Below are 23,954 nucleotides of genomic sequence, written 5' to 3'. Positions count from 1 at the left end.
GAAGGGGTTGTTATAGCTATCACATGAGCACCAAGCAAGACCTGAGCGACTGTAGCGACGAGACAAAACTCGTGCATTCTGGCACATTACGTAGCCAGTTTGGCGAAGTGGGCGAAGCTATTTTTATGAATTCTGGCTTTTGCTACGACACCGCCGAAACCGCAGAGTCTCGCTTTAATGGCGTGGCGCCTGGCTTTGTTTACAGCCGCTATCGCAACCCCAATTTAGCAATGCTTGAGGACAGACTCGCTGCACTCGAAGGTGCACAGGCGTGTATTTCCACGGGTTCAGGCATGGCAGCAGTGCATGCCAGCCTTATGTGTTTTTTGAAAACAGGCGACCACGTGGTGGCAAACCGCGTGCTATTTGGTTCATGCCATTACATCATCACGCAGATTTTACCGCGCTTTGGCATCACCTATGAATTAGTCGATGGGCGCGATAATGCAGCATGGGAGAAGGCGCTCAGTAAAAACGTAGCGGCGGTGTTTATCGAATCACCCGCCAACCCTAATCTGGAATTGGTGGACATCAAGCATGTCTGCAGCATTGCCAAAAAATCGGGTGCCAAAGTGATCATCGACAACGTATTTGCGGGCCCATTATCGCAGCGCCCGCTCGAGATGGGCGCAGATGTTGTGGTGTACTCGACAACGAAATATATGGATGGCCAAGGCCGCACATTGGGTGGCGCAGTGCTTGGCAACAAGCAGTATATCGAAGAGCTGCTGATGCCCTATTTCCGTCATACAGGCCCTGCCCTTAGCCCATTCAACGCGTGGGTGATTTTGAAAGGTCTTGAGACGCTTTCTATCCGCACCGAACGTCACGTTGCGAACGCTCAAAAAGTGGCAGAATTCTTGGAAACCCACAGCAAGGTTACAAAAATTGCTTATCCTGGGCTAAAAAGCTTCCCGCAAGCTTCACTGGCGCAATCGCAAATGAAGCATTTTGGCGCCATCATCGCGCTCGAAGTGAAGGGCGGCAAAGCGGCAGCGTTTACGTTCATGAATGCTCTTAAGCTTGTGCTAATTTCCAATAACCTTGGGGATGCGAAAAGCCTCATCACACATCCCGCATCCACGACACACAGCAATCTCGCGCCTGAAGATCGCGCGAAAATCGGCATATCAGACGGTCTCATGCGCCTGTCCGTAGGGCTTGAAGGCGTTGATGATTTAATCAATGATCTTGATAAAGCGCTGAGCACGATATGATGCGTTTGCTATCAGCACTCATCATCATAACATTTACTAACTCAGTTTATGCAGCAGATACCTTGCCGCTAGGCAGTGTTATTATTGAGCATAAAGATAAGCCAATTTCCTTCACTGTTGAAGTGGCGCACAACGACCAGCAGCGTAGACAAGGCCTGATGAATCGCGAGTCAATTGGCCAATTTAACGGTATGCTGTTTTTATTCCCTCGCGCCGATGTCTATGAATTTTGGATGGCGAATACCTATATTCCGCTTGATATGATTTTCGTGAATGCGGACGAAATCGTTCATATTGCGCATAGCGTTGAACCTATGTCGCGCAGACCGCAAGGCGCAAACCAGTTAGTAACTTCCGTAATTGAGTTGCCTGGTGGCACCGCACGTGATGAGAATATACGCGTAGGTGACAAAGTATCGTACATATTCTCGCGCGATCTTGAGATACGTTAGTATCCTGATACTAGCGCTTTCAGCTACGCCCGCTTTTGCGCAGTCCAACCCCATTATTTTTGAACGTCAGGATATGACGATCATCCCGCGCGCTGAGCCTGAAACCACGCCCGAAGGCATTCCCAATGTCGATAAGCGTGCACCATTGACCTTCTCTGTCGAGATTCGCCCTGAAGACGCAATGAAGCTGGAATATATCCACACACTCAACACGCTGGCTGATGATTCGGGCATCATCATTGCCTTTACACTACCCACCATGACATCCCTACCCTTCATGCGTGTCTATACGCCCGTGGATGTATTGTTTGTGAATGAACAGGGAATTATTTTACAAATGTTGCCTAACACCATCTTAGGTGAAATTTTTCAAGACATTATGGCTAAAGAGCCCATAAAAGCTTTTGTGTTTCTGAAGGCAGGAACTATCGAGAGAAAGAGTATCAAACCACGAGACCGAATTGATAATCCAATTTTTATACCCCCACCTGCCATTATTGAGTAGCTTATGAGTGACGATCTGCCTACACGCATTGATATCCCACAACTCATTCGCAATATGGGCGGCAACGAAAAAATAATCCCTAAGCTGCTCGAAACATTTTGGCATAGCTGCAACGATTGTTGGCAACGTATGGATGCTGCACGCAAAGCAAATGACCTAAATACGTGGCAGCGCACCGCGCATGAACTTAAGGGCGCATCACTAAGCATCACCGCAAACCGTATCGCGGCACTTTGCGCAAAAGCCGAGAAGCTTGAACAGCTAGATACAGCAGAAAGCCAAGAGATTCTCTCACTTTTAGTCAAGAAATTTGAGTTTTTGCGTGAAGATTTAGAGCGATCCAAAGCAAGCGCTTAGCCATTTTTGTAACAAAACCTTCATAAAACGCGCCGCTATTTTAGGTAGAATGACGTTATGGCTGAGAAGTCTAAAACATCACTAGAGATGCGCGTGACGTTGGGCATTATTGTCGCAACTTTCACGGGGTTAAGCGCTATGTTTTTGAAGGCTAGCGGCCAAGGCCTGATGAATCGCTTCATGAAAACTAAAAACCCCTTACTCACTAGCAATGAAGGGGGCATGGCCTTAGCGCTGGCCGTTACTTCAGGTGCAGTGGCGGGTAGTTTCGCCGAAAATATTTTACGCCCAAAATCAGAAGGAACTCCAGAGCCTAAAGTCAGCGAAATCAGCTCGCACGAGAACCTTGAGATAGCGACCGAGAAGCAAATTACGCGATAGCTTGTATCACCACAAACGCTTGCGCCATCGGATATTCATCCACCAAAGTAACTAAAATTTCTGCCCGCATACCTTTAGGTGTTAGATAATCCAGCGCACGCTTTGCATTGCCGGTTAGATGAATCGTTGGCTTACCGCTTGGTAAATTAATGACTTCAATATCTTTCCAAAAAATACCGCCACCCGCGCCAACGCCAGTACCAAGCGCTTTACCACAGGCCTCTTTTGCCGCGAAACGCTTCGCATAGGTACTTGCCGAACTATTGCGCCCTGCCCCCTTACGACTGCGCGCCTTTGCCTGCTCCTGCGCGGTGAACACGCGCTGCTCGAACCGCGCACCATGGCGCGCCAACGCCTTCTCGATGCGTCGAATATCACACATATCTGAGCCAATACCAAGAATCACGGGCGCACCTCATTCATGAGTTTGCGCATTTTCTTCACTGCCGCGTCGAGCCCCATAAACACTGCTTCACCAATCAGAAAGTGACCAATATTGAGTTCAACAATCTCAGGAATTGCAGCAATTGCTTTCACATTATCAAACGTCAACCCATGCCCCGCATGCACTTCTAACCCCAGCGAACTGGCATAGGCCGCCGCGTCTATAATTTTTTTCAGTTCGCCTTCGCGTTCATGCGCATAATGGCCTGTGTGAAGCTCAATCACTGGTGCGCCTGTGCGTTTGGCGGCATCAATCTGCTTGGGATCTGGCGGCACGAATAGTGACACACGTATTTTGGAACGAGTCAGCTCTGCCGTTGCATTACGAATTTCTGCTTCAGCGCGCCAAACATCAAGCCCGCCTTCTGTCGTAAGCTCCGCACGGCGCTCTGGCACGATGCACACCGCATGTGGCCTGATATCACGCGCAAGCGCCAACATTTCGCCCGTTGCAGCCATTTCAAAATTCAGTGGCGCCGAAAGCTCGTTACGCAGGCGTTGAATATCGGCGTCCTTAATGTGCCGCCTGTCTTCGCGCAAGTGGGCGGTAATACCGTCCGCACCCGCTTTGATGGCCAGCTTCGCCGCCATCACAGGGCACGGGTGTTCACCCCCACGCGCATTACGCAACGTGGCTACGTGATCAACATTCACACCCAAACGGAGCTTTTTAGCCATATAAGGGATGGTTTAATGGATTAGTGAGAAGCGAGCAAGTGGGGAGAGTTAACCGCGCTGCGGTAACACATTTCGTGCAAAATCAGCCGTAGAGTTGATTTGGTTAGCACTTGTAATGCCGCGCATCACAAGTGAATTTGCAACTTCATAATTGTCAACACGATCATTATTGTCGGTATCTAGTATGGAAAGCGAAATACCTTGCTGACGTAAAGCTGCAAGCTGCTGCTGAATTTTTTGTTCCATGCCTGGCTGCTCAAGAAGATTCGCAATGGAGCGCACTCTAGTCATTTCAGCAGAATCTAGACCGTCATGTTCATTATCTACATAACGTACCAAATCAAGACCACGGCGAATTTCTGCTGTGCTTAGGCCCGTGCCCCCCGTTTCCATATACGCAGCAAGTGCTGCCTGACCACCAGCGGAGTTCATAACATTACGTAAATTTACAAGATCCAAGGTCTCTTGCAGACCTAACTGAGCAACTCTTTGTCCTCGATTGTTCGTAATATCATTGCTTGTATCAGTATTGAATCGAGCAATAGCATTATCACCGAGCGCCGCCCTTACATCTTGATTGGTTTCACCAAAGGTTCTAACTGGACCTGAAATAAGGCCAAATCGAGATAAATCATTCATAAGAGACTGTGTATTAGCCTCATTCCTGTCATTACCTAACCATCCCCCGATTTCGCCGCGTATTGTTGAATCAGCATAAGCGTTAGATAGTATTTCCATTTCAAAACGGTTGACACCCATCCAACGCATCTGACCTTCTAATTCGCGACTAACACCATCAGCTCTTGTAGCACGAATCGCTTGACCACGCTCTTGACGAGCATAAGCACTAGTAGCAAAATTATTTCTCGTTGCTTCAGCTGCAGCAGCCATCATAGCTGTTTCAGTAGGATTGACAGCTAATTCAGGTCTTGCAATTGCTTGCAGCATTCCCATCTCAACAGCACCGTGAAGTCTTCTACGAACGTTATCGCCAACATCAGCAGAGCGGCCGAATACATCAGGATTTTGTCTAATGATTTCATTAGTTAATTGCTCTGCGTTAATAGGAGCGCGCCCACGTGCTCTTATGCGCTCAAGAGTACGCTCCACGGCAAGATAACTGGCCACGTTCGATACATAGTCCATATAAGCGCGATCCGTGGGATTTTCGCGTGCTGACCGAACTTCATCATCACTCCCCCTCATGATGTCCAACCCCTGCTGGAGAGATGCACGAAGTCCTCTTGCATCAATGATGCGAGCAGCATCAGGTGATAGTCTGCCGCGTGATAATCTAAGAATCGAATCGGAGGCTTGTACCATGTCGACAGTGGAAGATCCTAATCGATCAGCAACTCGTGCATCACCAGCAGCAGCTTGCACCTCGGGATTATTAGGTTGCGCCTGCAAATCGGCCTCTGCACGTGCACGAGCTGCACGTAATCGTTGCTGCATAAGGCTATCTTCTGCAGCAACGGCTGCAGCCGCTTGGGGATCGGCTGCAATCACATCCCCCATACCTTGATCACGCATGATGTTTATCATCGTGTCTCGGTTAAGCGCGCTACCACTAATTTGATCGGCCAACAAGCCTAACGTGCGATCACTATGCGGATCTCGAGCGGCACTCTCAATAAATTCGATAAACAGTCTTTGACGTTGTGCATCAAGAGCACGATACGCCTCAATCGCTTCAGAATACTCACCCACTGCAATCAATGCACGAGCGTCTTCGAGCGCTTCTATATCCGCTTGAGTTTTGGATTGCTGTATCAAATAACTGATACGAGATAGTACAGCCGAAAAGGATACATGCGAACCTGCTGGGTTACGTATACCTTGCAATGCTTGAATAAGTTCTTGCTCAACAACTGAATCCAAACCCATTGAGCGAATGTTATTGATAGCTTCTTCAATCATTTGCGAAACACGAAGCTGCTCTGCCGCAACTTCTATACCTAAAACAGACGCGTAAGATTCAATTGCCGCCAGCTCATCGGATATAATTATTGCCTCACCACTTTCATTCGCACTCTCGAACGAAACACTTTCATCATGCATTTGCGCGACAACTCGCGACGCAATATCACGCCTAGCCTCATGACCAATTCCAAATTCTGTAATCAAATCACTCAGAGCTTCATCTCCTTTTGCGGCGGATACACTCCTACGTATTTTGAGGGTACCATCGAATTGTTAAGATTGTATTAAAGCCTAAAATTGCAGTAAATTTTATCCTATTGATAAACATCAATAAAATAACTTCCCGAAAAAATCCATGCACAGAAAAATGCTTAAAAAGACGATTTTTGGGGTCAAGCATCAAAAAATGCTGATTTAAAATACAAAAAACCCGCCAGATTGCTCTAGCGGGGTTTTTGTATTTCAGTATTCGTGAAAGCTTCTAAGCGCAGATGATGAAAATGAGCTGTAAGGTATGATGATACGGAAACTCCGAAGAGTTAATCTATATCTATCCTTAGAAAGGAGGTAATCCAGCCGCACCTTCCGATACGGCTACCTTGTTACGACTTCACCCCAGTCACCACCCCTGCCGTGGACGGCTGCCAGATTGGCTCACCGGCTTAAGGCAGAAGCGACTCCCATGGTGTGACGGGCGGTGTGTACAAGACCCGGGAACGTATTCACCGCGGCATGCTGATCCGCGATTACTAGCGATTCCAACTTCATGTACTCGAGTTGCAGAGTACAATCTGAACTGAGACGGTTTTTTGAGATTCGCGCCCCCTTGCGGGATTGCTGCCCATTGTCACCGCCATTGTAGCACGTGTGTAGCCCAGGCCGTAAGGGCCATGATGACTTGACGTCGTCCCCACCTTCCTCCAGCTTATCACCGGCAGTTTCCTTAGAGTTCTCAACTAAATGTTAGCAACTAAGGACGAGGGTTGCGCTCGTTGCGGGACTTAACCCAACATCTCACGACACGAGCTGACGACAGCCATGCAGCACCTGTGTTCCAGCCACCCGAAGTGAAGGAGTCCATCTCTGGTCTCCAAACTGGACATGTCAAGGCCTGGTAAGGTTCTTCGCGTTGCCTCGAATTAAACCACATGCTCCACCGCTTGTGCGGGTCCCCGTCAATTTCTTTGAGTTTTAATCTTGCGACCGTACTCCCCAGGCGGAATGCTTAATGCGTTAGCTTCGTCACTGAAACTGAAAGTTCCAACAACTAGCATTCATCGTTTACAGCGTGGACTACCAGGGTATCTAATCCTGTTTGATCCCCACGCTTTCGTACCTCAGTGTCAATACTCATCCAGGTGGCTGCCTTCGCCATCGGTGTTCCTGCTAATATCTACGGATTTCACCCCTACATTAGCAATTCCGCCACCCCCTCTGAGATTCAAGCCGAGCAGTTTCAATGGCAGTTCCAGAGTTAAGCTCTGGGATTTCACCACTGACTTGCACGACCACCTACGTACGCTTTACGCCCAGTAAATCCGAACAACGCTAGCCCCCTTCGTATTACCGCGGCTGCTGGCACGAAGTTAGCCGGGGCTTTTTCTCCGACTACCGTCATTATCTTCATCGGTAAAAGAACTTTACAACCCTAAGGCCTTCATCATTCACGCGGCATGGCTGGATCAGGGTTGCCCCCATTGTCCAATATTCCCCACTGCTGCCTCCCGTAGGAGTCTGGACCGTGTCTCAGTTCCAGTGTGGCTGATCATCCTCTCAGACCAGCTAGAGATCGTAGGCTTGGTAGGCCATTACCCCACCAACTACCTAATCTCACGCGGGCTGATCGTTTAGCGATAAATCTTTCCCCCGAAGGGCGTATACGGTATTAATTCCAGTTTCCCGGAGCTATTCCGTACTAAACGGTACATTCCCACGCGTTACTCACCCGTGCGCCACTCACCTTGCGGTGCGTTCGACTTGCATGTGTTAAGCCTGCCGCCAGCGTTCGTTCTGAGCCAGAATCAAACTCTCATGTTTTGATTCGTCAAGATTCTACCGAAGTAGAATCTAGAAATTGAATAGACTCACACAAACCGTACCAAACTAAACTTGCCGTTAAGGACTTACTGTCTAGCCGATACATACTTGCGTTCGAATTAATAAATTAATTCATTTGCGTATATGCAGGTAACGGTTGTGTGTAAAAATACTCACATCCACCACCTGCGCTTAAAAGCTATTCACGATTCATTCAGCAGAAGATTTCAGAGCCGCGCGACTCGCTGCGGTGAAACCTACGTTCCATCGAAATGGGATGGGCGGTATATGCAATACAAAGCCCCCCGTCAACAAGAAAAAACAACTTTTTTCAGTTTTTTTTCAAATGGCCAGAAACTGTGGATAAATCTAACGGTTCGCAAGGCGATTTCTCACCAAAGTCATCTCCGTGCCAGTCAAGCCCAGCGCGGCTTGTATAACATCATCCTGCATGCCAGCATGACGAAAGAACAATACACGCTCCACAAGCCTCGTGACTGCGGCGTTATCAAGTTTCTGATCTTTTTCGTTTGCCCAGTTATCTAGGGATTGCTCAAAACCATTCATCATCCCGCCCCCATTCCTCGGCTCTGCTCGCGCCCCGCGCAATAATCCTGAAACTTTTTATACCCAGGACTATCGTCGTTTAGTGAAAGCACGCCGTCCCATTTATGGCCATGAAGCAGGATTTTTCCGACTGTCATTACGTGGCCTCTATACGTCCCAACTACTCGATTGAGGGAACAAACTTTATCAAAATTTTCTTCAAGCTGCTCAAACGGCAAAGCCAACCACGCGTCAATCGCCTGCTTATCGCCTTCAGTAATTTTAAAGCTAAGCGGCGCTTCATCTTCAATATATTCCTTATAAAACGAAATGCGATTCTCTTCAGGATGATAACGTTTTCCAACCGATCGCTTTAGCGATTCCCATTCACGTTCACTGTAAGGTGAAAACCCATACCGCGCCCAGGCATAGCCACCCACTTCTTGGGTATTGATTTTGATTCGCTCAATGCCCAACTCTTTTAGGAAGGCAATAGATTCACGCGCATACGGCACGCCTATGCCTTTATCTTGCATATCCAGGGCTACATCAGCCCTGCGAAATTCTACGGAATTTGTCTTACTACGCACAAAGTTAAATTTGAGCTGCGGAGAAACAGCATCCAGATTTTCACCGACATTAGGAGGATAGACTTTGATGGTTATTCCAAAACTGTTATTCAAATCCAAATCTATCACGACACGGCCATTATCTCCCGCGATGCGCGCAAAACGCTGATAGAATTGAGTGGGAGAAATATCTTTTAACACGCCGCGCCAATGTTCTGCGCTGGGCGGCTTACCCGTAGGCGTTTTAATATTTAATCGCCCACGCAACGCATCTATTTCGCTGTGCAATTGCGCATCATCCATCCCCTAGTTTTAAGGGATAAATGCTTAATTTACCATGAAGATTCAGTGACGATTCTCTATCAATCTAGCCGCTAATCGGCTTGCGGCAAAAAGCCTCAACGCCATTGCCAGCAAGGGTTATCGCCACTTCTTCGGCCCCCATGCCTCGCAGAGTCTGCTCGATCTGCGGGCCCGTGCGCAGATGCTTATAATAATCCGTTAGAGCATCATGGGTATCAAGTAATGCCCAGTCATAATACTCCTGCTGATTACGCAAATTGAGCATATGGTAATAAAAGGCAGTGGGTGAAAAGCGCGGCAAAATACTGCGCATGATGCGCGAATCTTTAAATTTCCAGTGAATCGGAAACCAGAAATCAACGATCTTTTTGACCGCATCAAAACGCTTAGCTCTCGGCAATGCGAGAACATATTTACGATAAACTCTCACTGCATAGCCAATTGGTGGTGGCACTATCCATCGCCAATTCGCGATGTAATGATCAATCACTAAATAGCCGCCAGGCTTCACCATTTCATACAGGCTCTTGATGGTCGCTTCAGGATCAGGCGTATGTTGAACCACGCCAATACAAATCACGTAATCGAAACTCGCACGTTCGAAGGGGATTTTCATGATGTCGCCCTGCGCTAATACAAAGCGATCAGACGGCGGATTGTTTTTAGCATTCGCCTCAACAGCATTACTTAAATCGAAAGAGCAAAGCTGCGCGCCCGCCTCAATCAATATCTCTGAAAAGCGCCCTGCCCCTGAGCCTGCCTCAAGCACACGCTTGCCCTGAAGCTTATCCAAGTGCCCGCATAAATGGCGTGTTAAGCGATCACGGCTAATGCTGAGGCCCGTATAAGAATCAAGCTGCGTTTGACGAAATTTATTCCACTGCCAACCAAAATCATCTGCGTAGTTTTCGGCATCTACGAAGCGCGGAATACCATTTTTAATGGGATAAGAAGTTCCATCTGGAGCTATCAGCGCTTCACCTTCCTCACGCAATACATGCCCTGTTATTGGCTGGCGGAGGACTGAGAATGCTGCTGTCATAATGATGACCCCGTATGGATTATACCTTCATACCCAGCAGATCGTAGAGCTCTGCTTCTGTATTCACCACTTGGAAGAAGTCACGTGTATTAGGCTTAGCAAACTTCTCGTTGATGATGTGCTCCATCAACTCAATCAACTTGGTCCAATAGCCATTATGGTTAAAGATAATGACTGGCTTGGTGTGCAGTTCAATTTGGCGCCATGTGATCACTTCAAACATTTCATCGAGCGTGCCGAAACCGCCTGGCAGAATCACGAACACGTCCGAGTTTTGATACATAATGAATTTGCGCTCGTGCATAGAATCCACGAGGAACATGCGGCTTAAGCCTTTATGCTCCACTTCAATGCGATTCAGGTGACGTGGGAAAACGCCAATCACATAACCCTTGCCATTTAATGCGCCGTTAGCAACTTCACCCATGAGGCCGCAATCGCCGCCACCATAAACAAGCTTACGATTATTCTTTGCGAGATTCGCGCCAAAGCGATTCGCTAATTCCAAATGTTCCGTCGCGACCGCACGCTGCGCACCGCAAAACACACATACAGAGTCAAAATGCATAATTGTTCCTTAGTTGTTTTTTAATATTGCTGGGAAATATAAGGGAATAAAGCCGATTTGCAACTATTCAGCCTCAGACGCTTCGTCAGAGTCTAACAAAGCACGCAAACGCTCGGAAGCCTGATAAGAAGTAATGGCCGCTTTAATATGCAAACCAAGCACCACCGCCGAAAGGCCAAGCACCAAGCCTATCTCGACCATGTTAAGGCTACCCCAACCCAAGCGGCTCACCTGATAAGCAACCAATGTCGCAAGGCCTGCAGTTACCATGAACCAACCCGCCGAAATCGCACGCAGGCGTGCCGCATATTTGGTAATATCCGTACCCGTATTGCCCCATTGCGCTTTTTCAGTATTCAGGCTTTGCCATACTGCATCCAGATTTTTGCGCTCTGCGCGCAATTCAGTGCGAAGCGCATCAAGGCGCACTGCCTCGCGTTGCAGCTCTTTCTTTTGTTCGTCCAGTTGCGACTTAACGGTCTTCTCAGTGTGCCCAAGCGCGCTTGGTGCCAAATCCTCGGCAGCAGTCAAATCGCTGTTTTCGAGCAGCACGCCATCAAACTTGGCGTTCTTACAGCTAGCACCCTGCCACACAACGCTGTGAAATGTGCTGCCGTTAAAGTCTGCTTCACGGCAATCCGCATTCTCAAGCGACGTTTCTTTTACGCGCGCTTGGTGCATTGCCACCGCTCGCAAGGCCACTTCCTGCATCTGTGAACGTGCTATTTCAGCACCATTCAGCACAGCTTCACGGAAATTCGCCGCCATCATATGGCAGTCATGGAAACGAATGGTTGGTGCTTTTGCTTGAAGAAAATTTACCTTCTCCAAATGGCAGGCCAGAAAACGCGTGCCAACCAAGTCGGCGCGCGAAAACAACGCACGCAACATAATGCAGCTTTCAAATACCGTGTCATGGCATCGCGCTTCAGAGAAATCCGCGTCCTCAAGCAAGGTGCCGTTGAAGCATGCACCATCCAGTATCGCGTTGCGGAATGACGCTTGCGACAATTGAACTGCAGGGAATTCTTCACCCGACAAGTCAACGCCACGGAAATTGGCACGCTTGCCTTCCACGCCGTCTGACTCGAGCCATAATAAATGCTGCTCGACAATTACCTGTAGTTGCATTCCCATGCGTTTCTTTTTATCGTGCCTCAAAACAGATTGCGGAACAAACTCCTCGTATGACAGAAGAGCAACATTATCTTGGCCATCGCCAGAGGCTGCGTGAACGGTTTCTATTAGCATCGGGCGATGATCTCCCAGACTATGAATTATTAGAACTAATTTTGTTCGCTGCCAAGCCGCGAGGTGACGTTAAACCCCTCGCCAAGCGCCTGTTAAAGATTTTCGGCACCTTTGATAAGTTAATCTACGCCTCAGAAGCCGAGCTACGCAAGGTTGATGAGGTGGGCGACGCGGTCATTAGCTCGCTTAAAACCATACGTGTGGCATCTGCGCGACTACTTAAGTCCAGTATCGAGGATAAACCCATCATCCAAAGCTGGACCGCGCTGATGGATTATTGCCGCCTCAGCATGGGCAAAGAGAAGATCGAACAGTTCCGCGTCTTGTTCCTAAACAACCGCCACGCACTCATTGCGGATGAGGTTATGCAGGAAGGCACCGTGAATCATACGCCCGTTTATCCGCGCGAAATTATCAAACGCGCTTTGGAATTACATGCTTCTGCTATTATCCTGCTGCATAATCACCCAAGCGGCGACCCAAGCCCCTCCAAAGCCGATATCGATATGACCAAAAAGATTGTTGAGGCTGCAAAAACTGTAGGTATCGAGGTGCATGACCATGTCATCATCACCGAAAACGGCCACTATTCGTTTAAGAGCTTTGGGCTGATTTAGCGCGCTCACGCGACGTTTTAGGGTGGTGTTTTTTGGCAAGGAACACCTTATCAATATCCAGCGTCGCCTTTTTCCCAATTGCAGCTTTGTTTTCTTTCAACCATTGATCCGCCAACTCATAGCCCACACCATGCAGGAATTGGAAAAACTCCCAATTCGCCGTCAGCTTGGTGCTAGCCGTCATACCATGCATGGCATCTGGCGAGAAAATCATGTGCATGCGGATGTTTTTATATTCCCTGTCATCCAGCTTGCCCTTGTCGATGAGCTTTTTCACGAAATTGATCGCGCGCATTTCAGAAACAAGGCTCGAATTAAAGCTGATTTCATTCAGCCTATCGATGATTTCCATCGAGCGCATCGGCGTTCCAGCCCGCTCGAGCGGATTGATTTGCACAAGCAAAATATCATCGCAATGCGTTTTATAAATGAGCGGCCAAATGGATGGATTGCCCATATAGCCACCATCCCAATAAGGCTCACCCTCAATTTCCACCGCCTGAAACAGGAACGGAATACACGCAGACGCCAACAATACATCCAGCGTTATTTCTTCGCACGAGAACACTCGCGGTTGGCCAAGCTGCACATTGGTTGCCGTAACAAAAAGGTGGATGCCGCCATCGCGATGTAATCTGTCCCAATCCACCATGCGCTCTAAAATATCGCGCAGAGGGTTCACATTCATCGGGTTTAACTCATAAGGCGAGAAGGTCCGTGAAACCGCATCCAGCCAACTTGCCGCGAAATTCCAGCCGAAGTTAAATTGCTTGGCTTGCTCAGTGTCAAACTTTTGAATGGGACTGAATACACCGCTACAATGGCTCACTTCTTGCCAAAAATCACGAAGCTGCTCTTTGGCTTTTTTGCGGCCACCTTTAGAATAACCATCCGCCAATATCACCGCATTCATTGCGCCCGCCGACGTGCCACTGATACCCTCAAACACAATGTCCTTTTCATCGAGCAGCCTATCAAGCACGCCCCATGTATAAGCGCCATGAGCGCCACCACCTTGCAGTGCGAGGTTTATTTTTTTGGGTTTAGATTTTGGCTTAGCGACCATTATTGCGCCGTCCAACCACCATCGTGGCTAAGTGAAGTTCCCGTCATATTCGCCGCGCCTTCCGAGCAAAGGAATACTGCAAGCGCACCCAATTGTTCAGGTGTTGAGAACTTCATGCTTGGCTCTTTTGCTTCCAGAAGCTCTTCTGTTGCTTTCTCAATCGTGCAGTTATTAGCTTTCGCTTTATCTTCGATTTGCTTTTGCACGAGTGGCGTGAGCACCCAACCAGGGCAAATCGCGTTGCAAGTAATGCCGATCTGTGCGTTCTCAAGCGCCACGACTTTGGTGAGGCCAACAATCCCGTGCTTTGCCGCGACATACGCCGCTTTATTCGCTGAAGCCACCAATCCATGCGCCGAGGCGATGTTGATGATTCGACCCCATTTGCGCGCCTTCATGCCCGGCAGCGCCGCCTTGGTTGCATGAAATGCTGCACTCAAATTAATGGCGATAATGGCATCCCACTTCTCGGTGGGGAATTCCTCAACAGGCGCGGTATGCTGAATGCCCGCATTATTGACCAGCACATCCACTGAACCGAATTTCTTTTCAGCGTCCGTTACCATAGCCGCAATCTCTGCAGGCTTACTCATATCTGCGGCAGAATAATCGGTCTTCACGCCATACTTCGTTGCGGTGTCCTGCACCAACTTGGTGATTTCTGCTTTATCGCCGAAACCATTGAACACGATATTATAGCCAGCACCTGCAAGCGCATGGGCAATGCCCAAACCAATGCCAGACGTGGAACCCGTAACGATAGCTGTTTTGTTTGTCATGAAGCCTCTCCTGTGCTGGAGGCAATATAGATAAAATCGGGGAGGATGCAATGTTGGTGGCTCGAGGGTGATTTGAACACCCGACCAAGGGATTATGATTCCCCTGCTCTACCACTGAGCTACCGAGCCACACTCACGTGAGGGCGCGACACTAACCATTTCTTTTCGGCTGTCAAGCCGCCTGAACACTGTCGATAGCGGTTTTTAGATCATAGATAAAACGGCGCGATTCTTCCTCGCTGTAAGGCTCACTAGCTGCCCCCCACACAGGGTTTGGCCATGCTTTGTCGCCCTTATAGCGGGCAATAAGGTGCACATGAAGCTGCGGAACTTGGTTACCAAGCGCCGCAATATTAAGCTTATCGGGCGTCACCAAAGCCTGAAATAGGTGCGAGACAATGGCGATCTCATCGGAAAGCTGGTGCTGGTCCTCGCGGCTTAAATCAATCCATTCACTTACATTTTCCCGTTTAGGGATGAGTAAAAGCCACGGAAACATTTTGTTGTTCATCAAACGCACCTCACAAAGCGAAAGTTGCGTGACACGTAATGAATCTGATTCTAGCCTGCGGTCCAATATGAACGTCATTTTACGCACCCTCAAAAAAATACTGCGCTCGCCTTGGGCCTATGTGTACGTGGCGATTATCCCTATCGTCAACTGGTCGTTTGCGCATGTCCCAACCATCCCCATGCCTGATGGCGGGCAATGGGCGCCATTCGCGGTAGTGACGGGCTTGGTATTAGTATTCCGCGACTTCGTGCAACGCGATATCGGCAATTTGGTATTCATACCACTCATCATCGGCGTGATTATCTCTTACAAAATGGCAGGCCCTGAAATCGCCATTTATAGCGGCCTCGCCTTCGCTATCAGTGAGTTTGTTGACTGGTGCGTGTATAATTTCACCAAGCGTAAATTTTCCACACGCGTACTGATTTCCAGCGCGGTTTCCGCACCCGTTGATACGGCTGTATTCCTAATGGGCGCAAATATGGTGGTGCCCGGCATCTTCAGCTACAGCACTATGCTGACATCCATCGCCAGCAAAATGTTTGGTGCCTACATCGTGTATCGAATCGTTCGCTATAACGAAAAGAAAGAAGCCGTGATCAACGCTTCGCTCGGCCAAACACCCGTGAAAAAATTTCGTCCACGTGTTTAGTGTGATATTTAATATCGAATAGCGATTCGAGATCTTTAGCAGAAAGCGCCTTGCGCACGTCCTTATCGGCATTGAGCTCGGTCAGAAAATCCTTCCCATGCTCCCATACCTTCATGGCATTACGCTGAACAAGCGTATAGGAATTTTCGCGACTAACACCCTTTTGGGTAAGCGCAAGTAGAACGCGTTGAGAGAAAACCAATCCGCCCATTTGATTAAGATTCTTGGATAGACGTTCAGAATAAACCACTAAGTTTTCCACAAGACCTGCAAGGCGATGTAACGCAAAATCCAACGTCACGGTCGCATCGGGCCCGATCATACGCTCCACCGACGAATGCGAAATATCACGCTCATGCCACAGCGCGACATTCTCCATCGCGGGAATGACGGACATACGCACGATGCGCGCGAGACCGCAGAGGTTTTCCGAGAGCACAGGGTTGCGTTTGTGCGGCATGGCCGACGAACCCTTTTGGCCTTTGCTGAAGAACTCTTCAGCCTCCAGCACCTCAGTGCGCTGCAAGTGGCGCACTTCAGTGGCAATATTCTCAATCGAGGACGCAATAACGCCAAGCGTAGCAAAGTAAGCAGCATAGCGATCACGCGGAATCACCTGCGTTGAAATTGGCTCCACCTTCAATCCAAGCTTTTTCGCCACATGCGCTTCCACCTTAGGGTTGATGTTAGCGAAAGTGCCCACCGCGCCAGAAATTGCACACACAGCGACTTCATCACGCGCCGCAAGAAGGCGCTTTTTATTACGCTCAAACTCTGCATAGAAGCGTGCAAATTTTAGCCCCATGGTCACAGGCTCGGCATGAATGCCGTGGCTACGCCCCATTGCGGGAAGGTTCTTGGTTTCATACGCACGCTTTTTAAGTGCGGCCAACACTCTATCCAATCCCGCAAGCAGCACATCACTCGCGCGTGTCAGTTGAACAGAGAAGCAGGTATCAAGCACATCGGAGCTCGTCATACCTTGGTGCAGGAAACGCGCCTCCTCGCCCACTTGTTCGGAAACATAGGTGAGGAATGCAATCACGTCGTGCTTGGTGACGGCTTCAATCGCATCAATACGCGCAATTGCTTTCGCATCATATTTCTTGGGTGCTTTCGCCCAGATTTTTTTAGCAGCCGCTTTGGGAATCACACCCAGCTCGGCCATTGCATCCGCCGCATGGGCTTCAATATCGAACCAGATTTGAAATTTCGTAGAAGGGTCCCAAATAGCGACCATCTCAGGGCGTGAATAGCGTGGTATCATGGCGTTTCCTTTATGAAGGCCAATACCATAGCGCAAAAATCGTTGGGAACAAGGGGGGATTAGCCCAAAGCAGAGATAGGACTCAAAGTTCTAACCAAGCTTGCAGCAGCAGCTGTCAAAGAAGAAAGATTAGGGCCACCAATATCGTCAATGCCATCTACCTGAGCAAATGCCATACGGCTAGTTGCTGGTTCAAGATTGCGCGCATTTAGCACTTCTAAACTTTGAGGACGTTGATTTTCTGGTAGAGACATCATCATTTGATAGAAATGGCGTGCTGCCGCATCATCAGAAAATTCAAGGCATCCAGCAGTTCCAGCACCGCCTGTGCCTTGAGGATGAATTCTGAAGTAATTCCTGCCAGCGCCGCCAATAGCGGCAATATTTGAAGAATTTTCAAGCGTAAACGAATATCCAAGGGTTCCGTCACTATAGCGCATTGCGCGCTCACGGCGATTGATGCGAACATCATTCCAGTTGATTCTGTATTCAGCGGTCACCGGACTGTCCGCGCGAGACGCATCAACATCGTCTAATCCAGGCAATGATCCTCTACCAGCACCACCGCTACGCATATCATAACGTGCAGCAACACTTCCATCTGGCGCAACAAGCACCATCTCGGCCGATAATATGCCTGCCCCAGAATTGCGAGCAACAGTCATGAGGCGATAGTGACCATCAACACCTCCGCGAGGAATGCTATTTTGCTCTCCTAAAATGGCCGTCGCGTCAAATCTTGGGGCTGGAGTAAATGGCGCAGATTCTGGTGCTGGTTCAGCAACATCAAACAAGCCTCTTGCTTTATCTTCCAATCCAAAAAGCCGCGCAAAAAACAAGATAAATTCTTGTATAAAATTGCCAACAGGGTCGCCATCAAAGTCTTCATTGTACTCAGTCAATGCGCGGCGCAATTGTTCATCACGAACGGCTTGTTCAGCACTTAAATCCTCTACGTACTCGAGATACTCAAGAAAGCGCTCTAACGCTGCACGTTGTGTGGCCGATAACTGGCCAATATTCTCTGGACGAAGGCGCTGCGCAATTACGCTGCGATGCTCACTTGCATAACTTAGGACAGCAGCAATGTTAGGTAAATCGCCACCTTCTGGCACAAGACGATCAGCCGTAGCTGATGGGTCATCTCCTACCAATGCAGCAAGCGTCTCTACCCAAATCCTTGCTTCGGTCGAAGACACACTCGTTGTTTCTACTTCTTCATCTTCCATATCCCAAAACTACCATTTCCATATGACAGTTTGATGACAGCCTTGGAAAAATATAGAAGAATACTAGGGCTTAATAGGCCACTGGCACGGGGTCGAGGGAGCGCCAGAGATACCATGTCGCCACCGTGCGATAAGGCTTCCACGCTTCAGCAACTTGCTCATAATGCGCCTTTTTACGCGGGCGTTTGGTGGGGTAATGCAGGTCAATGGCCTTCAGCAACCCCAAGTCGCCTAAGGGCAGCACATCAGGCCTAACTGTATGAAACATAAGGAACATTTCTGCCGTCCACCGACCAATCCCCTTGATTTCAGTAAGCTGCTTTATGATGGCATCGTCCTCATGCTCACTCCAGCCATCCGCATGGCGTGGGTGCTTGAGATAAAACGCCGCAACATTCTTTGCATAATGGGCTTTTTGCTCCGACAGACCAATCGAATGCAACGTCGATATACGCGTTTTTGCAAGCTTTTCTGGGCTTAGGGGCTTCACTTTTGCCTCAAGGCGCTTCCAGATGGAATCCGCCGCCTTGACTGAAATTTGCTGCCCAACAATCGCACGTAACAACGTATAGAAGCCATCAGGCCGCGCGGTGAGCTTCCCTTCGGGATGATTGTCGATAATCCGCCGCATCGTCGGACAAACTGTGCGTAAATGCGCTTTTGCCTTATTCCAATCTTGAGCTTTCATGATTTCCGTTTATGTATGCGTAAAACAAGGGAGAGCATAATGTCCGCAGCAGAAAAACTCAATACCGCAACCCGCATGGAAACGGATAGTTTTGGCGAAATCGCCGTTCCTAACAACAAATATTGGGGTGCGCAGACTGCGCGCTCGCTGATGAATTTCAAAATCGGCGGCGAAACGATGCCAAAGCCACTCATCCGCGCACTAGGCGTTTTGAAATACGCCGCCGCAAAAGTGAATATGCAAATCGCTGGGCTTGATAAGAAAATCGGTGAAGCGATGATCACCGCCGCTAGCGAAGTGATGGAAGGCAAACTCAACGACCATTTCCCCCTCGTAGTATGGCAAACGGGCTCGGGCACGCAAACCAACATGAATATCAATGAAGTGGTGAGCAATCGCGCTATTGAGATTCTAGGTGGTGTAATGGGCTCGAAAAAACCAGTTCACCCAAACGACCACGTGAATATGGGGCAAAGCTCGAACGACTCCTTCCCAACCGCGATGCATATCGCCGCCGTCGAGCAAGTGCACCACGCACTGATTCCCGCGCTGACGCATTTGCATCAAGCGCTTGCCAAGAAATCGAAAGCCTTCGAGAAAATTGTAAAGATCGGCCGCACGCACATGATGGACGCAACGCCTTTGACCTTAGGTCAAGAATTCTCAGGCTACGCCACACAGCTCGAATACAGCATTGAACGTGTAAAAAACACTCTACCACGCTTGTATCAATTAGCGCAGGGCGGCACTGCCGTTGGCACTGGCCTGAATGCAAAAATAGGTTTTGATACAGCGTTTGCCAAAGAAGTTGCCGCAATCACCAAGCTGCCATTCGTCACTGCACCAAATAAATTTGAAGCACTTGCTGCACATGATGCTTTGGTTGAGCTATCTGGCGCATTGAACACTATCGCCGTATCACTCATGAAAATCGCCAATGATATCCGCCTGCTTGGCTCAGGCCCACGTTGCGGTATCAGCGAGATTTCGTTACCTGAAAACGAACCCGGCAGCTCGATTATGCCTGGCAAAGTGAACCCTACCCAATCTGAAGCAATGACCATGGTTTGCGCGCAAGTGATGGGTAATCATACCACCGTCACCATCGCGGGCTCGAATGGCCACTTTGAACTCAACGTATTCAAACCCGTCATCATCTACAACGTGCTGCAATCCATTAAATTGATTGCGGATGCGTGCAATAGCTTTGCGGATAATTGCGTCGTGGGCATCGAAGCAAACGAAGCACGTATTCAACAGTTACTCAACGAATCGCTGATGTTGGTGACATCGCTCAACCCACATATCGGTTACGACAACGCCGCCAAAGCCGCTAAAAAGGCGCATAAAGAAGGCAAAACCCTGAAACAAGCCGCAATGGAACTGGGATTACTCAGTGAAGCAGACTTCGATAAATGGGTGCGGCCTGAAGATATGATCGCGCCAAAATAGATTAATAGCTTACGTACTTCGCTTTTTCAGGCAGCACGATATCAATCGTTCCGATGTAGCCATTGACGCCACTAAGCGGGCGCATGGAAATGGTTACGGTACGCGCAGCATCACCCTTCAGCTTTGCATACACAGGATCCGTTGTATTGCGCCCATCATTGGCAAAGAAAATCTGCGTGGTGAATGGCTTCATATCATGTGCCTTTACCCTTACACCAATGAAGGGTGCGCGCTTTTCAACGCCTGAGGGAAACAGCGTGGTAAAAATAAATTCACCCATATTGCTGGTATAGCCCCGCCCCGCCCCTGCAAATGTTGGCGCTGGCGTCATAAGGTCTGCACGCGTTGCAAGCACATAGCGGCCAAAAGGATTTGCCTGCCATATTTCTATCGTCGCATCCTTGATAGGCATACAATGATTATCAAGCACGCGCCCCGTCAAAATCAATTTTTGCCCCTCCGCTTCGATCGACTTACCAGCAGGCATGACTAAATTATTACCTGGCGGAATCGCCTCTGCGCCTGGGTAATTTGCTGGTGGCAGAAGATGGGTCGGAACGCAGACAGGTTTATAGGCCTGCGCAAAAGCACTACTGCTCATCAACAAGGCGGCACATGTAATAGAAAAAAATCTCATGCAGCGACTTTACGTTGGTTTTTTGCCATTGTCACTGCTGTACGAATACATGCATCAATTCCCTTGGCAATCGCACTTAATGTGTCCTCGCGCATATAAGCGCTGCACGTCACGATATGGTTAGCATCATCCACCACACAGGAATCGCTCGCACAGTTCTGGTGATTATTGCCGCTTGATTGAATCACTTCGGCAGTGCCCGCATCTTCACCAATCGTTACGGTAATGCCTTTATTTTTAAGCGCCAACGACAACACTGCGGGAGCGATACAAATCGCTGCAATTGGCTTTTTCTGTGCGTATGCTGAATCAATCACGCGCTGGAAATCAGGCAAAATAGCAGCTTGCGCACCTTTAATCGCCAAGTCCGAAAGGTTTTTGGCAACACCAAATCCGCCTGGGATCACCAGCAGATCGAAACCCTTCATATCTAAAAGTGAGAGTGCTTTTACATCGCTGCGCGCAATACGAGCAGCCTCTTGCAGCACATTACGCGTACCATCAACGGGAGATCTGGCTACATGATCAACCACATGCATCTGCGCGATATCAGGTGCAAAAATATGCACTTCTGCACCTTGCTGGTCTAACGCCAATAGCGCCAGCACAGACTCACGAATTTCTGCACCATCGAGATAACCACACCCTGAAAGAATCACCGCAGCCTTTACCATAACACCCCTCTTGAGAGGCTAAGTTTAGTCTTAGAGGTGTAAAATGCAATGGCTACTGCACAGTGGGGTGATCAGGCAATATCTGCGCTGCTTCTCGCTTGTCTGCGATAAAGCCTTTCCAGTCTTTCTCTTCGGTCTTGCCGCTCAGTGTCTGCTTGTGCTGCTCAACAATACTGGATTTTTCAACACGTGTTTTAGGCTGTTTATTACGTGCAGGCGTAAACGAACCATCACCAACTGCGTGAGTAGTCGTGGGATCCGCTTCGCGCATTTGCGCGTCTTTGTTTGGCACATCCATCACCAAGTCAGCAACACGGCGTAAATATTTTCCTGAATCTTTGAATTTGAATGTACCAACGCTATCAATCAGACCATAAATCGCTTTATCCATTTCACCCAAGCCGCCGCCTGCTGGCCTGTCATCTACACGCAAGCCCAGCTCCGCTTTAGCCGCAAAATAAGGTGTGTATGCAAACGAAGCGTCCACGAAACTACGCAAGGTCATCGCACGGTCTTTTGAATTCACACCAACAAATTTCGACAAGCCCGTAGCCCATTTGCCACCAGCACCCGCCGAATAATCCATGCCTTTGAAAATAGGCTGCTCCACAGCTTTAATAAGCGCAGAACCTGTTTTATACGATATCCAACCAAATGGATTCAGCATCAATGAGAACAAATTCTTCTGGTTCTTCATTGCAAATGGATCGTAATCAGCCGCTTTCAGCTTGTTCTCACCCAGGAATACATCCGTACCTTCCTTAATGACATTGCCCGCCCAATCTTTCTGGAGAAACTTATTCTTGGTACGGTCGAAATTGCTCTGGTAACTTTCTAGAGTACCTTTATTAGCATTCACGTTCGGTTCAGTTTCTGGAACACCAAATCCTGACGGGTGGTCTGGGCATACGGGTGAAGCTTTCCACTTGCTTTGGGGTGTGCGGAACATCCAGAAGAATGGCACCGCAGGCTGCATATAAAGGTTCGCCTTGATAAAGCTCTTCATGGTGTAGCGTAAAGTTTGGCCAACCGAACCAATAAACTCTTCTACAGGACGATCAGACGACTGGAAATCAACCTTATAGCCATCTTTCGACCATTGCGTGAAATTGCGGTGAATCGCATCATAGGCATCACGATACATCAAGGTGAACCAGTTATAGGTCGAGAAGCGTCCCTGTAAATCCAAAGCACCCGCTAATTGATAATCACCCATCACAGCACCGCTATGATTAATCATCAGCGATCCACCATTCCAGTTATTATCAAGCATCACTTTCGAACCAGGGAACATACGCGCAATCGCTTGGCGCTGCCATTTCATAAAGTAAACGTATGGTAATGCGACTGCCCAGTCCTCGCCCGCGTTCTTACTAACAGAACGCCACGTTGCACGGCCTACCGCTTTCGCCCACTCACCCGCATTGAATTTTCCATCTTTAATCCATGGTTTCTCAATATTCGGGTCCAATACCTGAATCACGTTACGCGCAAGCGCGTCTCCCAACGACATACAGGAGAAGTCGAAACTTACCGATGTAATCTCCGTACCAAGGCTGCGTCCCATGCGATGTGTTGGATCATCTTTATAAAAATAAGCTTTTGTGCGGAAGCGCGTCGCCGAATATTCCCACGCGTCAGCATTACCACCCAATAGCTTTGCCGCACCACGCACACCGAATTTGATTGGTTCACCAAAAACGGTATCAAATCCCTTAGCCACCCAATGAAGTGGTTTTGATTTATCCCATTGATGAGCTTCGTATCCTTGCAAATTCATGTTTGCGTAGCGGCTACCAATTGCAAATGCTGCTGCGCCGAATAATCCGCGCGAGACAATACGAATCGCAATACGACCATTGGTCGTATCGCTCCACGCAAGATTCTTTGCACCTTGCTTTAGTGCACCGCCACCGAAAAGGTATTCTTCATATGCACTTGTAGATTCCGATCGCGGCGCGGATGTTTTTCCGTCAGACGATGTGGTTTCTTCTACGCGTACATCATTACCTTGTTCATCCTCAGGTTTTTCAACCTGCGGGGTCACGGTAGGCGGAACTGTAGGTTCGTCACTCAAATAGAGTTCTCCTCACCATACAGAATAGC

At 48.7% G+C, this 23,954-nt stretch carries 25 protein-coding genes, 1 tRNA gene and 1 rRNA gene; 8 read left to right on the top strand and 19 right to left on the bottom strand.

Annotated elements, in window-relative coordinates; all coding sequences use genetic code 11:
- Window positions 1–23: 23 nt before the first annotated feature.
- From metZ to J0M34_02280, 5 genes are all read left to right on the top strand, one after another.
- Window positions 24–1,217 (top strand): O-succinylhomoserine sulfhydrylase, encoded by a 1,194-nt coding sequence (gene metZ, locus J0M34_02300; GenBank protein ID MBN8543075.1) that lies wholly within the window; start codon window positions 24–26, stop codon window positions 1,215–1,217.
- Window positions 1,214–1,669, top strand: a complete 456-nt coding sequence (locus J0M34_02295; protein MBN8543074.1) for a DUF192 domain-containing protein — start codon at window positions 1,214–1,216, stop codon at window positions 1,667–1,669. Before metZ ends, J0M34_02295 begins: the two co-directional genes overlap by 4 nt.
- A gap of 73 nt (window positions 1,670–1,742) precedes the next feature.
- Window positions 1,743–2,174, top strand: coding sequence for a DUF192 domain-containing protein (locus tag J0M34_02290; protein ID MBN8543073.1), 432 nt, complete (start codon window positions 1,743–1,745; stop codon window positions 2,172–2,174).
- 3 nt (window positions 2,175–2,177) lie between these two features.
- The gene (locus J0M34_02285; protein ID MBN8543072.1) at window positions 2,178–2,531 is read left to right on the top strand and encodes an Hpt domain-containing protein; all 354 of its coding nucleotides are present in this window, start codon (window positions 2,178–2,180) and stop codon (window positions 2,529–2,531) included.
- Window positions 2,532–2,588: 57 nt separating this feature from the next.
- Window positions 2,589–2,912: a hypothetical protein gene (locus J0M34_02280; GenBank protein ID MBN8543071.1), complete on the top strand. Its 324-nt coding sequence runs from the start codon at window positions 2,589–2,591 to the stop codon at window positions 2,910–2,912.
- On the opposite strand, the gene J0M34_02275 is transcribed toward J0M34_02280, so the two are convergent.
- The 9 genes from J0M34_02275 to J0M34_02235 form a co-directional block, all read right to left on the bottom strand.
- Window positions 2,902–3,318, bottom strand: coding sequence for a holo-ACP synthase (locus J0M34_02275; GenBank protein MBN8543070.1), 417 nt, complete (start codon window positions 3,316–3,318; stop codon window positions 2,902–2,904). The genes J0M34_02280 and J0M34_02275 overlap by 11 nt on opposite strands.
- Window positions 3,315–4,034, bottom strand: a complete 720-nt coding sequence (locus J0M34_02270; GenBank protein ID MBN8543069.1) for a pyridoxine 5'-phosphate synthase — start codon at window positions 4,032–4,034, stop codon at window positions 3,315–3,317. The genes J0M34_02275 and J0M34_02270 overlap by 4 nt, the downstream gene beginning before the upstream one ends.
- Before the next feature lie 48 nt (window positions 4,035–4,082).
- Complete coding sequence (locus tag J0M34_02265; protein ID MBN8543068.1) at window positions 4,083–6,095, bottom strand: hypothetical protein; 2,013 nt, start codon at window positions 6,093–6,095, stop codon at window positions 4,083–4,085.
- 422 nt (window positions 6,096–6,517) lie between these two features.
- A 16S ribosomal RNA gene (locus J0M34_02260) occupies window positions 6,518–7,994 on the bottom strand.
- A 369-nt stretch (window positions 7,995–8,363) separates the two neighbouring features.
- Window positions 8,364–8,564: a hypothetical protein gene (locus J0M34_02255; protein ID MBN8543067.1), complete on the bottom strand. Its 201-nt coding sequence runs from the start codon at window positions 8,562–8,564 to the stop codon at window positions 8,364–8,366.
- The gene (locus tag J0M34_02250; GenBank protein MBN8543066.1) at window positions 8,561–9,412 is read right to left on the bottom strand and encodes a hypothetical protein; all 852 of its coding nucleotides are present in this window, start codon (window positions 9,410–9,412) and stop codon (window positions 8,561–8,563) included. Before J0M34_02250 ends, J0M34_02255 begins: the two co-directional genes overlap by 4 nt.
- Before the next feature lie 64 nt (window positions 9,413–9,476).
- Window positions 9,477–10,454: a methyltransferase domain-containing protein gene (locus J0M34_02245; GenBank protein ID MBN8543065.1), complete on the bottom strand. Its 978-nt coding sequence runs from the start codon at window positions 10,452–10,454 to the stop codon at window positions 9,477–9,479.
- Between the two features lie 19 nt (window positions 10,455–10,473).
- A complete protein-coding gene (locus tag J0M34_02240; GenBank protein ID MBN8543064.1) occupies window positions 10,474–11,022 on the bottom strand; it encodes a TIGR00730 family Rossman fold protein in 549 nt (182 codons plus the stop codon).
- Between the two features lie 63 nt (window positions 11,023–11,085).
- Complete coding sequence (locus J0M34_02235; protein ID MBN8543063.1) at window positions 11,086–12,159, bottom strand: pentapeptide repeat-containing protein; 1,074 nt, start codon at window positions 12,157–12,159, stop codon at window positions 11,086–11,088.
- A gap of 50 nt (window positions 12,160–12,209) precedes the next feature.
- Between J0M34_02235 and radC the strand changes: the two genes are divergently transcribed.
- Complete coding sequence (radC, locus tag J0M34_02230; protein MBN8543062.1) at window positions 12,210–12,890, top strand: DNA repair protein RadC; 681 nt, start codon at window positions 12,210–12,212, stop codon at window positions 12,888–12,890.
- On the opposite strand, the gene J0M34_02225 is transcribed toward radC, so the two are convergent.
- From J0M34_02225 to J0M34_02210, 4 genes are all read right to left on the bottom strand, one after another.
- Window positions 12,868–13,956 carry a patatin-like phospholipase family protein gene (locus tag J0M34_02225; GenBank protein ID MBN8543061.1) on the bottom strand — a complete coding sequence of 363 codons (1,089 nt, stop codon included), beginning with the start codon at window positions 13,954–13,956 and terminating at the stop codon, window positions 12,868–12,870. The two genes, radC and J0M34_02225, sit on opposite strands and share 23 nt — an antisense overlap.
- Entirely contained in the window at window positions 13,956–14,735 is a 780-nt protein-coding gene (locus J0M34_02220; protein MBN8543060.1) for a 3-hydroxybutyrate dehydrogenase, read from the bottom strand. Before J0M34_02220 ends, J0M34_02225 begins: the two co-directional genes overlap by 1 nt.
- A 54-nt stretch (window positions 14,736–14,789) precedes the next feature.
- Window positions 14,790–14,864: transfer RNA gene (locus J0M34_02215), tRNA-Met, on the bottom strand.
- 43 nt (window positions 14,865–14,907) lie between these two features.
- Complete coding sequence (locus J0M34_02210; GenBank protein MBN8543059.1) at window positions 14,908–15,324, bottom strand: HIT domain-containing protein; 417 nt, start codon at window positions 15,322–15,324, stop codon at window positions 14,908–14,910.
- Between J0M34_02210 and J0M34_02205 the strand changes: the two genes are divergently transcribed.
- Window positions 15,314–15,901 carry a VUT family protein gene (locus J0M34_02205; protein MBN8543058.1) on the top strand — a complete coding sequence of 196 codons (588 nt, stop codon included), beginning with the start codon at window positions 15,314–15,316 and terminating at the stop codon, window positions 15,899–15,901. The genes J0M34_02210 and J0M34_02205 overlap by 11 nt on opposite strands.
- On the opposite strand, the gene J0M34_02200 is transcribed toward J0M34_02205, so the two are convergent.
- The 3 genes from J0M34_02200 to J0M34_02190 form a co-directional block, all read right to left on the bottom strand.
- Entirely contained in the window at window positions 15,849–17,168 is a 1,320-nt protein-coding gene (locus tag J0M34_02200) for an adenylosuccinate lyase (protein ID MBN8543057.1), read from the bottom strand. The two genes, J0M34_02205 and J0M34_02200, sit on opposite strands and share 53 nt — an antisense overlap.
- A 59-nt stretch (window positions 17,169–17,227) precedes the next feature.
- Entirely contained in the window at window positions 17,228–18,397 is a 1,170-nt protein-coding gene (locus J0M34_02195; protein ID MBN8543056.1) for a hypothetical protein, read from the bottom strand.
- Between the two features lie 70 nt (window positions 18,398–18,467).
- On the bottom strand, window positions 18,468–19,085 hold the full coding sequence (locus J0M34_02190) for a DNA-3-methyladenine glycosylase 2 family protein (GenBank protein ID MBN8543055.1): 618 nt from the start codon (window positions 19,083–19,085) through the stop codon (window positions 18,468–18,470).
- Between the two features lie 39 nt (window positions 19,086–19,124).
- On the opposite strand from J0M34_02190, the gene fumC reads away from it, so the two are divergent.
- Window positions 19,125–20,537, top strand: a complete 1,413-nt coding sequence (gene fumC, locus J0M34_02185; GenBank protein ID MBN8543054.1) for a class II fumarate hydratase — start codon at window positions 19,125–19,127, stop codon at window positions 20,535–20,537.
- Window position 20,538: 1 nt separating this feature from the next.
- On the opposite strand, the gene J0M34_02180 is transcribed toward fumC, so the two are convergent.
- Genes J0M34_02180 through J0M34_02170 form a run of 3 tightly spaced genes read right to left on the bottom strand, consistent with a single transcriptional unit; the run spans window position 20,539 to window position 23,925 of the window.
- Window positions 20,539–21,174, bottom strand: coding sequence for a hypothetical protein (locus J0M34_02180; GenBank protein MBN8543053.1), 636 nt, complete (start codon window positions 21,172–21,174; stop codon window positions 20,539–20,541).
- Complete coding sequence (elbB, locus tag J0M34_02175; protein MBN8543052.1) at window positions 21,171–21,848, bottom strand: isoprenoid biosynthesis glyoxalase ElbB; 678 nt, start codon at window positions 21,846–21,848, stop codon at window positions 21,171–21,173. Before elbB ends, J0M34_02180 begins: the two co-directional genes overlap by 4 nt.
- 52 nt (window positions 21,849–21,900) lie before the next feature.
- Complete coding sequence (locus tag J0M34_02170) at window positions 21,901–23,925, bottom strand: hypothetical protein (GenBank protein ID MBN8543051.1); 2,025 nt, start codon at window positions 23,923–23,925, stop codon at window positions 21,901–21,903.
- Window positions 23,926–23,954 lie beyond the last annotated feature (29 nt).

Source organism: Alphaproteobacteria bacterium (assembly GCA_017302575.1).
Lineage (GTDB): Bacteria > Pseudomonadota > Alphaproteobacteria > Rickettsiales > UBA3002 > JAFLDD01.
Note: the sequence above shows the minus strand (reverse complement) of the source record. Positions and strands in the feature narration are given on the sequence as shown.

Coding starts and splice junctions, on each gene's coding strand:
- metZ (MBN8543075.1), top strand. CDS start 24: ATGAGCACCAAGCAAGACCTGAGCGACTGTAGCGACGAGACAAAACTC.
- J0M34_02295 (MBN8543074.1), top strand. CDS start 1,214: ATGATGCGTTTGCTATCAGCACTCATCATCATAACATTTACTAACTCA.
- J0M34_02290 (MBN8543073.1), top strand. CDS start 1,743: ATGACGATCATCCCGCGCGCTGAGCCTGAAACCACGCCCGAAGGCATT.
- J0M34_02285 (MBN8543072.1), top strand. CDS start 2,178: ATGAGTGACGATCTGCCTACACGCATTGATATCCCACAACTCATTCGC.
- J0M34_02280 (MBN8543071.1), top strand. CDS start 2,589: ATGGCTGAGAAGTCTAAAACATCACTAGAGATGCGCGTGACGTTGGGC.
- J0M34_02270 (MBN8543069.1), bottom strand. CDS start 4,034: ATGGCTAAAAAGCTCCGTTTGGGTGTGAATGTTGATCACGTAGCCACG.
- J0M34_02265 (MBN8543068.1), bottom strand. CDS start 6,095: ATGCATGATGAAAGTGTTTCGTTCGAGAGTGCGAATGAAAGTGGTGAG.
- J0M34_02255 (MBN8543067.1), bottom strand. CDS start 8,564: ATGATGAATGGTTTTGAGCAATCCCTAGATAACTGGGCAAACGAAAAA.
- J0M34_02250 (MBN8543066.1), bottom strand. CDS start 9,412: ATGGATGATGCGCAATTGCACAGCGAAATAGATGCGTTGCGTGGGCGA.
- J0M34_02245 (MBN8543065.1), bottom strand. CDS start 10,454: ATGACAGCAGCATTCTCAGTCCTCCGCCAGCCAATAACAGGGCATGTA.
- J0M34_02240 (MBN8543064.1), bottom strand. CDS start 11,022: ATGCATTTTGACTCTGTATGTGTGTTTTGCGGTGCGCAGCGTGCGGTC.
- J0M34_02235 (MBN8543063.1), bottom strand. CDS start 12,159: ATGGGAATGCAACTACAGGTAATTGTCGAGCAGCATTTATTATGGCTC.
- radC (MBN8543062.1), top strand. CDS start 12,210: ATGACAGAAGAGCAACATTATCTTGGCCATCGCCAGAGGCTGCGTGAA.
- J0M34_02225 (MBN8543061.1), bottom strand. CDS start 13,956: ATGGTCGCTAAGCCAAAATCTAAACCCAAAAAAATAAACCTCGCACTG.
- J0M34_02220 (MBN8543060.1), bottom strand. CDS start 14,735: ATGACAAACAAAACAGCTATCGTTACGGGTTCCACGTCTGGCATTGGT.
- J0M34_02205 (MBN8543058.1), top strand. CDS start 15,314: ATGAACGTCATTTTACGCACCCTCAAAAAAATACTGCGCTCGCCTTGG.
- J0M34_02210 (MBN8543059.1), bottom strand. CDS start 15,324: ATGACGTTCATATTGGACCGCAGGCTAGAATCAGATTCATTACGTGTC.
- J0M34_02200 (MBN8543057.1), bottom strand. CDS start 17,168: ATGATACCACGCTATTCACGCCCTGAGATGGTCGCTATTTGGGACCCT.
- J0M34_02195 (MBN8543056.1), bottom strand. CDS start 18,397: ATGGAAGATGAAGAAGTAGAAACAACGAGTGTGTCTTCGACCGAAGCA.
- J0M34_02190 (MBN8543055.1), bottom strand. CDS start 19,085: ATGAAAGCTCAAGATTGGAATAAGGCAAAAGCGCATTTACGCACAGTT.
- fumC (MBN8543054.1), top strand. CDS start 19,125: ATGTCCGCAGCAGAAAAACTCAATACCGCAACCCGCATGGAAACGGAT.
- J0M34_02180 (MBN8543053.1), bottom strand. CDS start 21,174: ATGAGATTTTTTTCTATTACATGTGCCGCCTTGTTGATGAGCAGTAGT.
- elbB (MBN8543052.1), bottom strand. CDS start 21,848: ATGGTAAAGGCTGCGGTGATTCTTTCAGGGTGTGGTTATCTCGATGGT.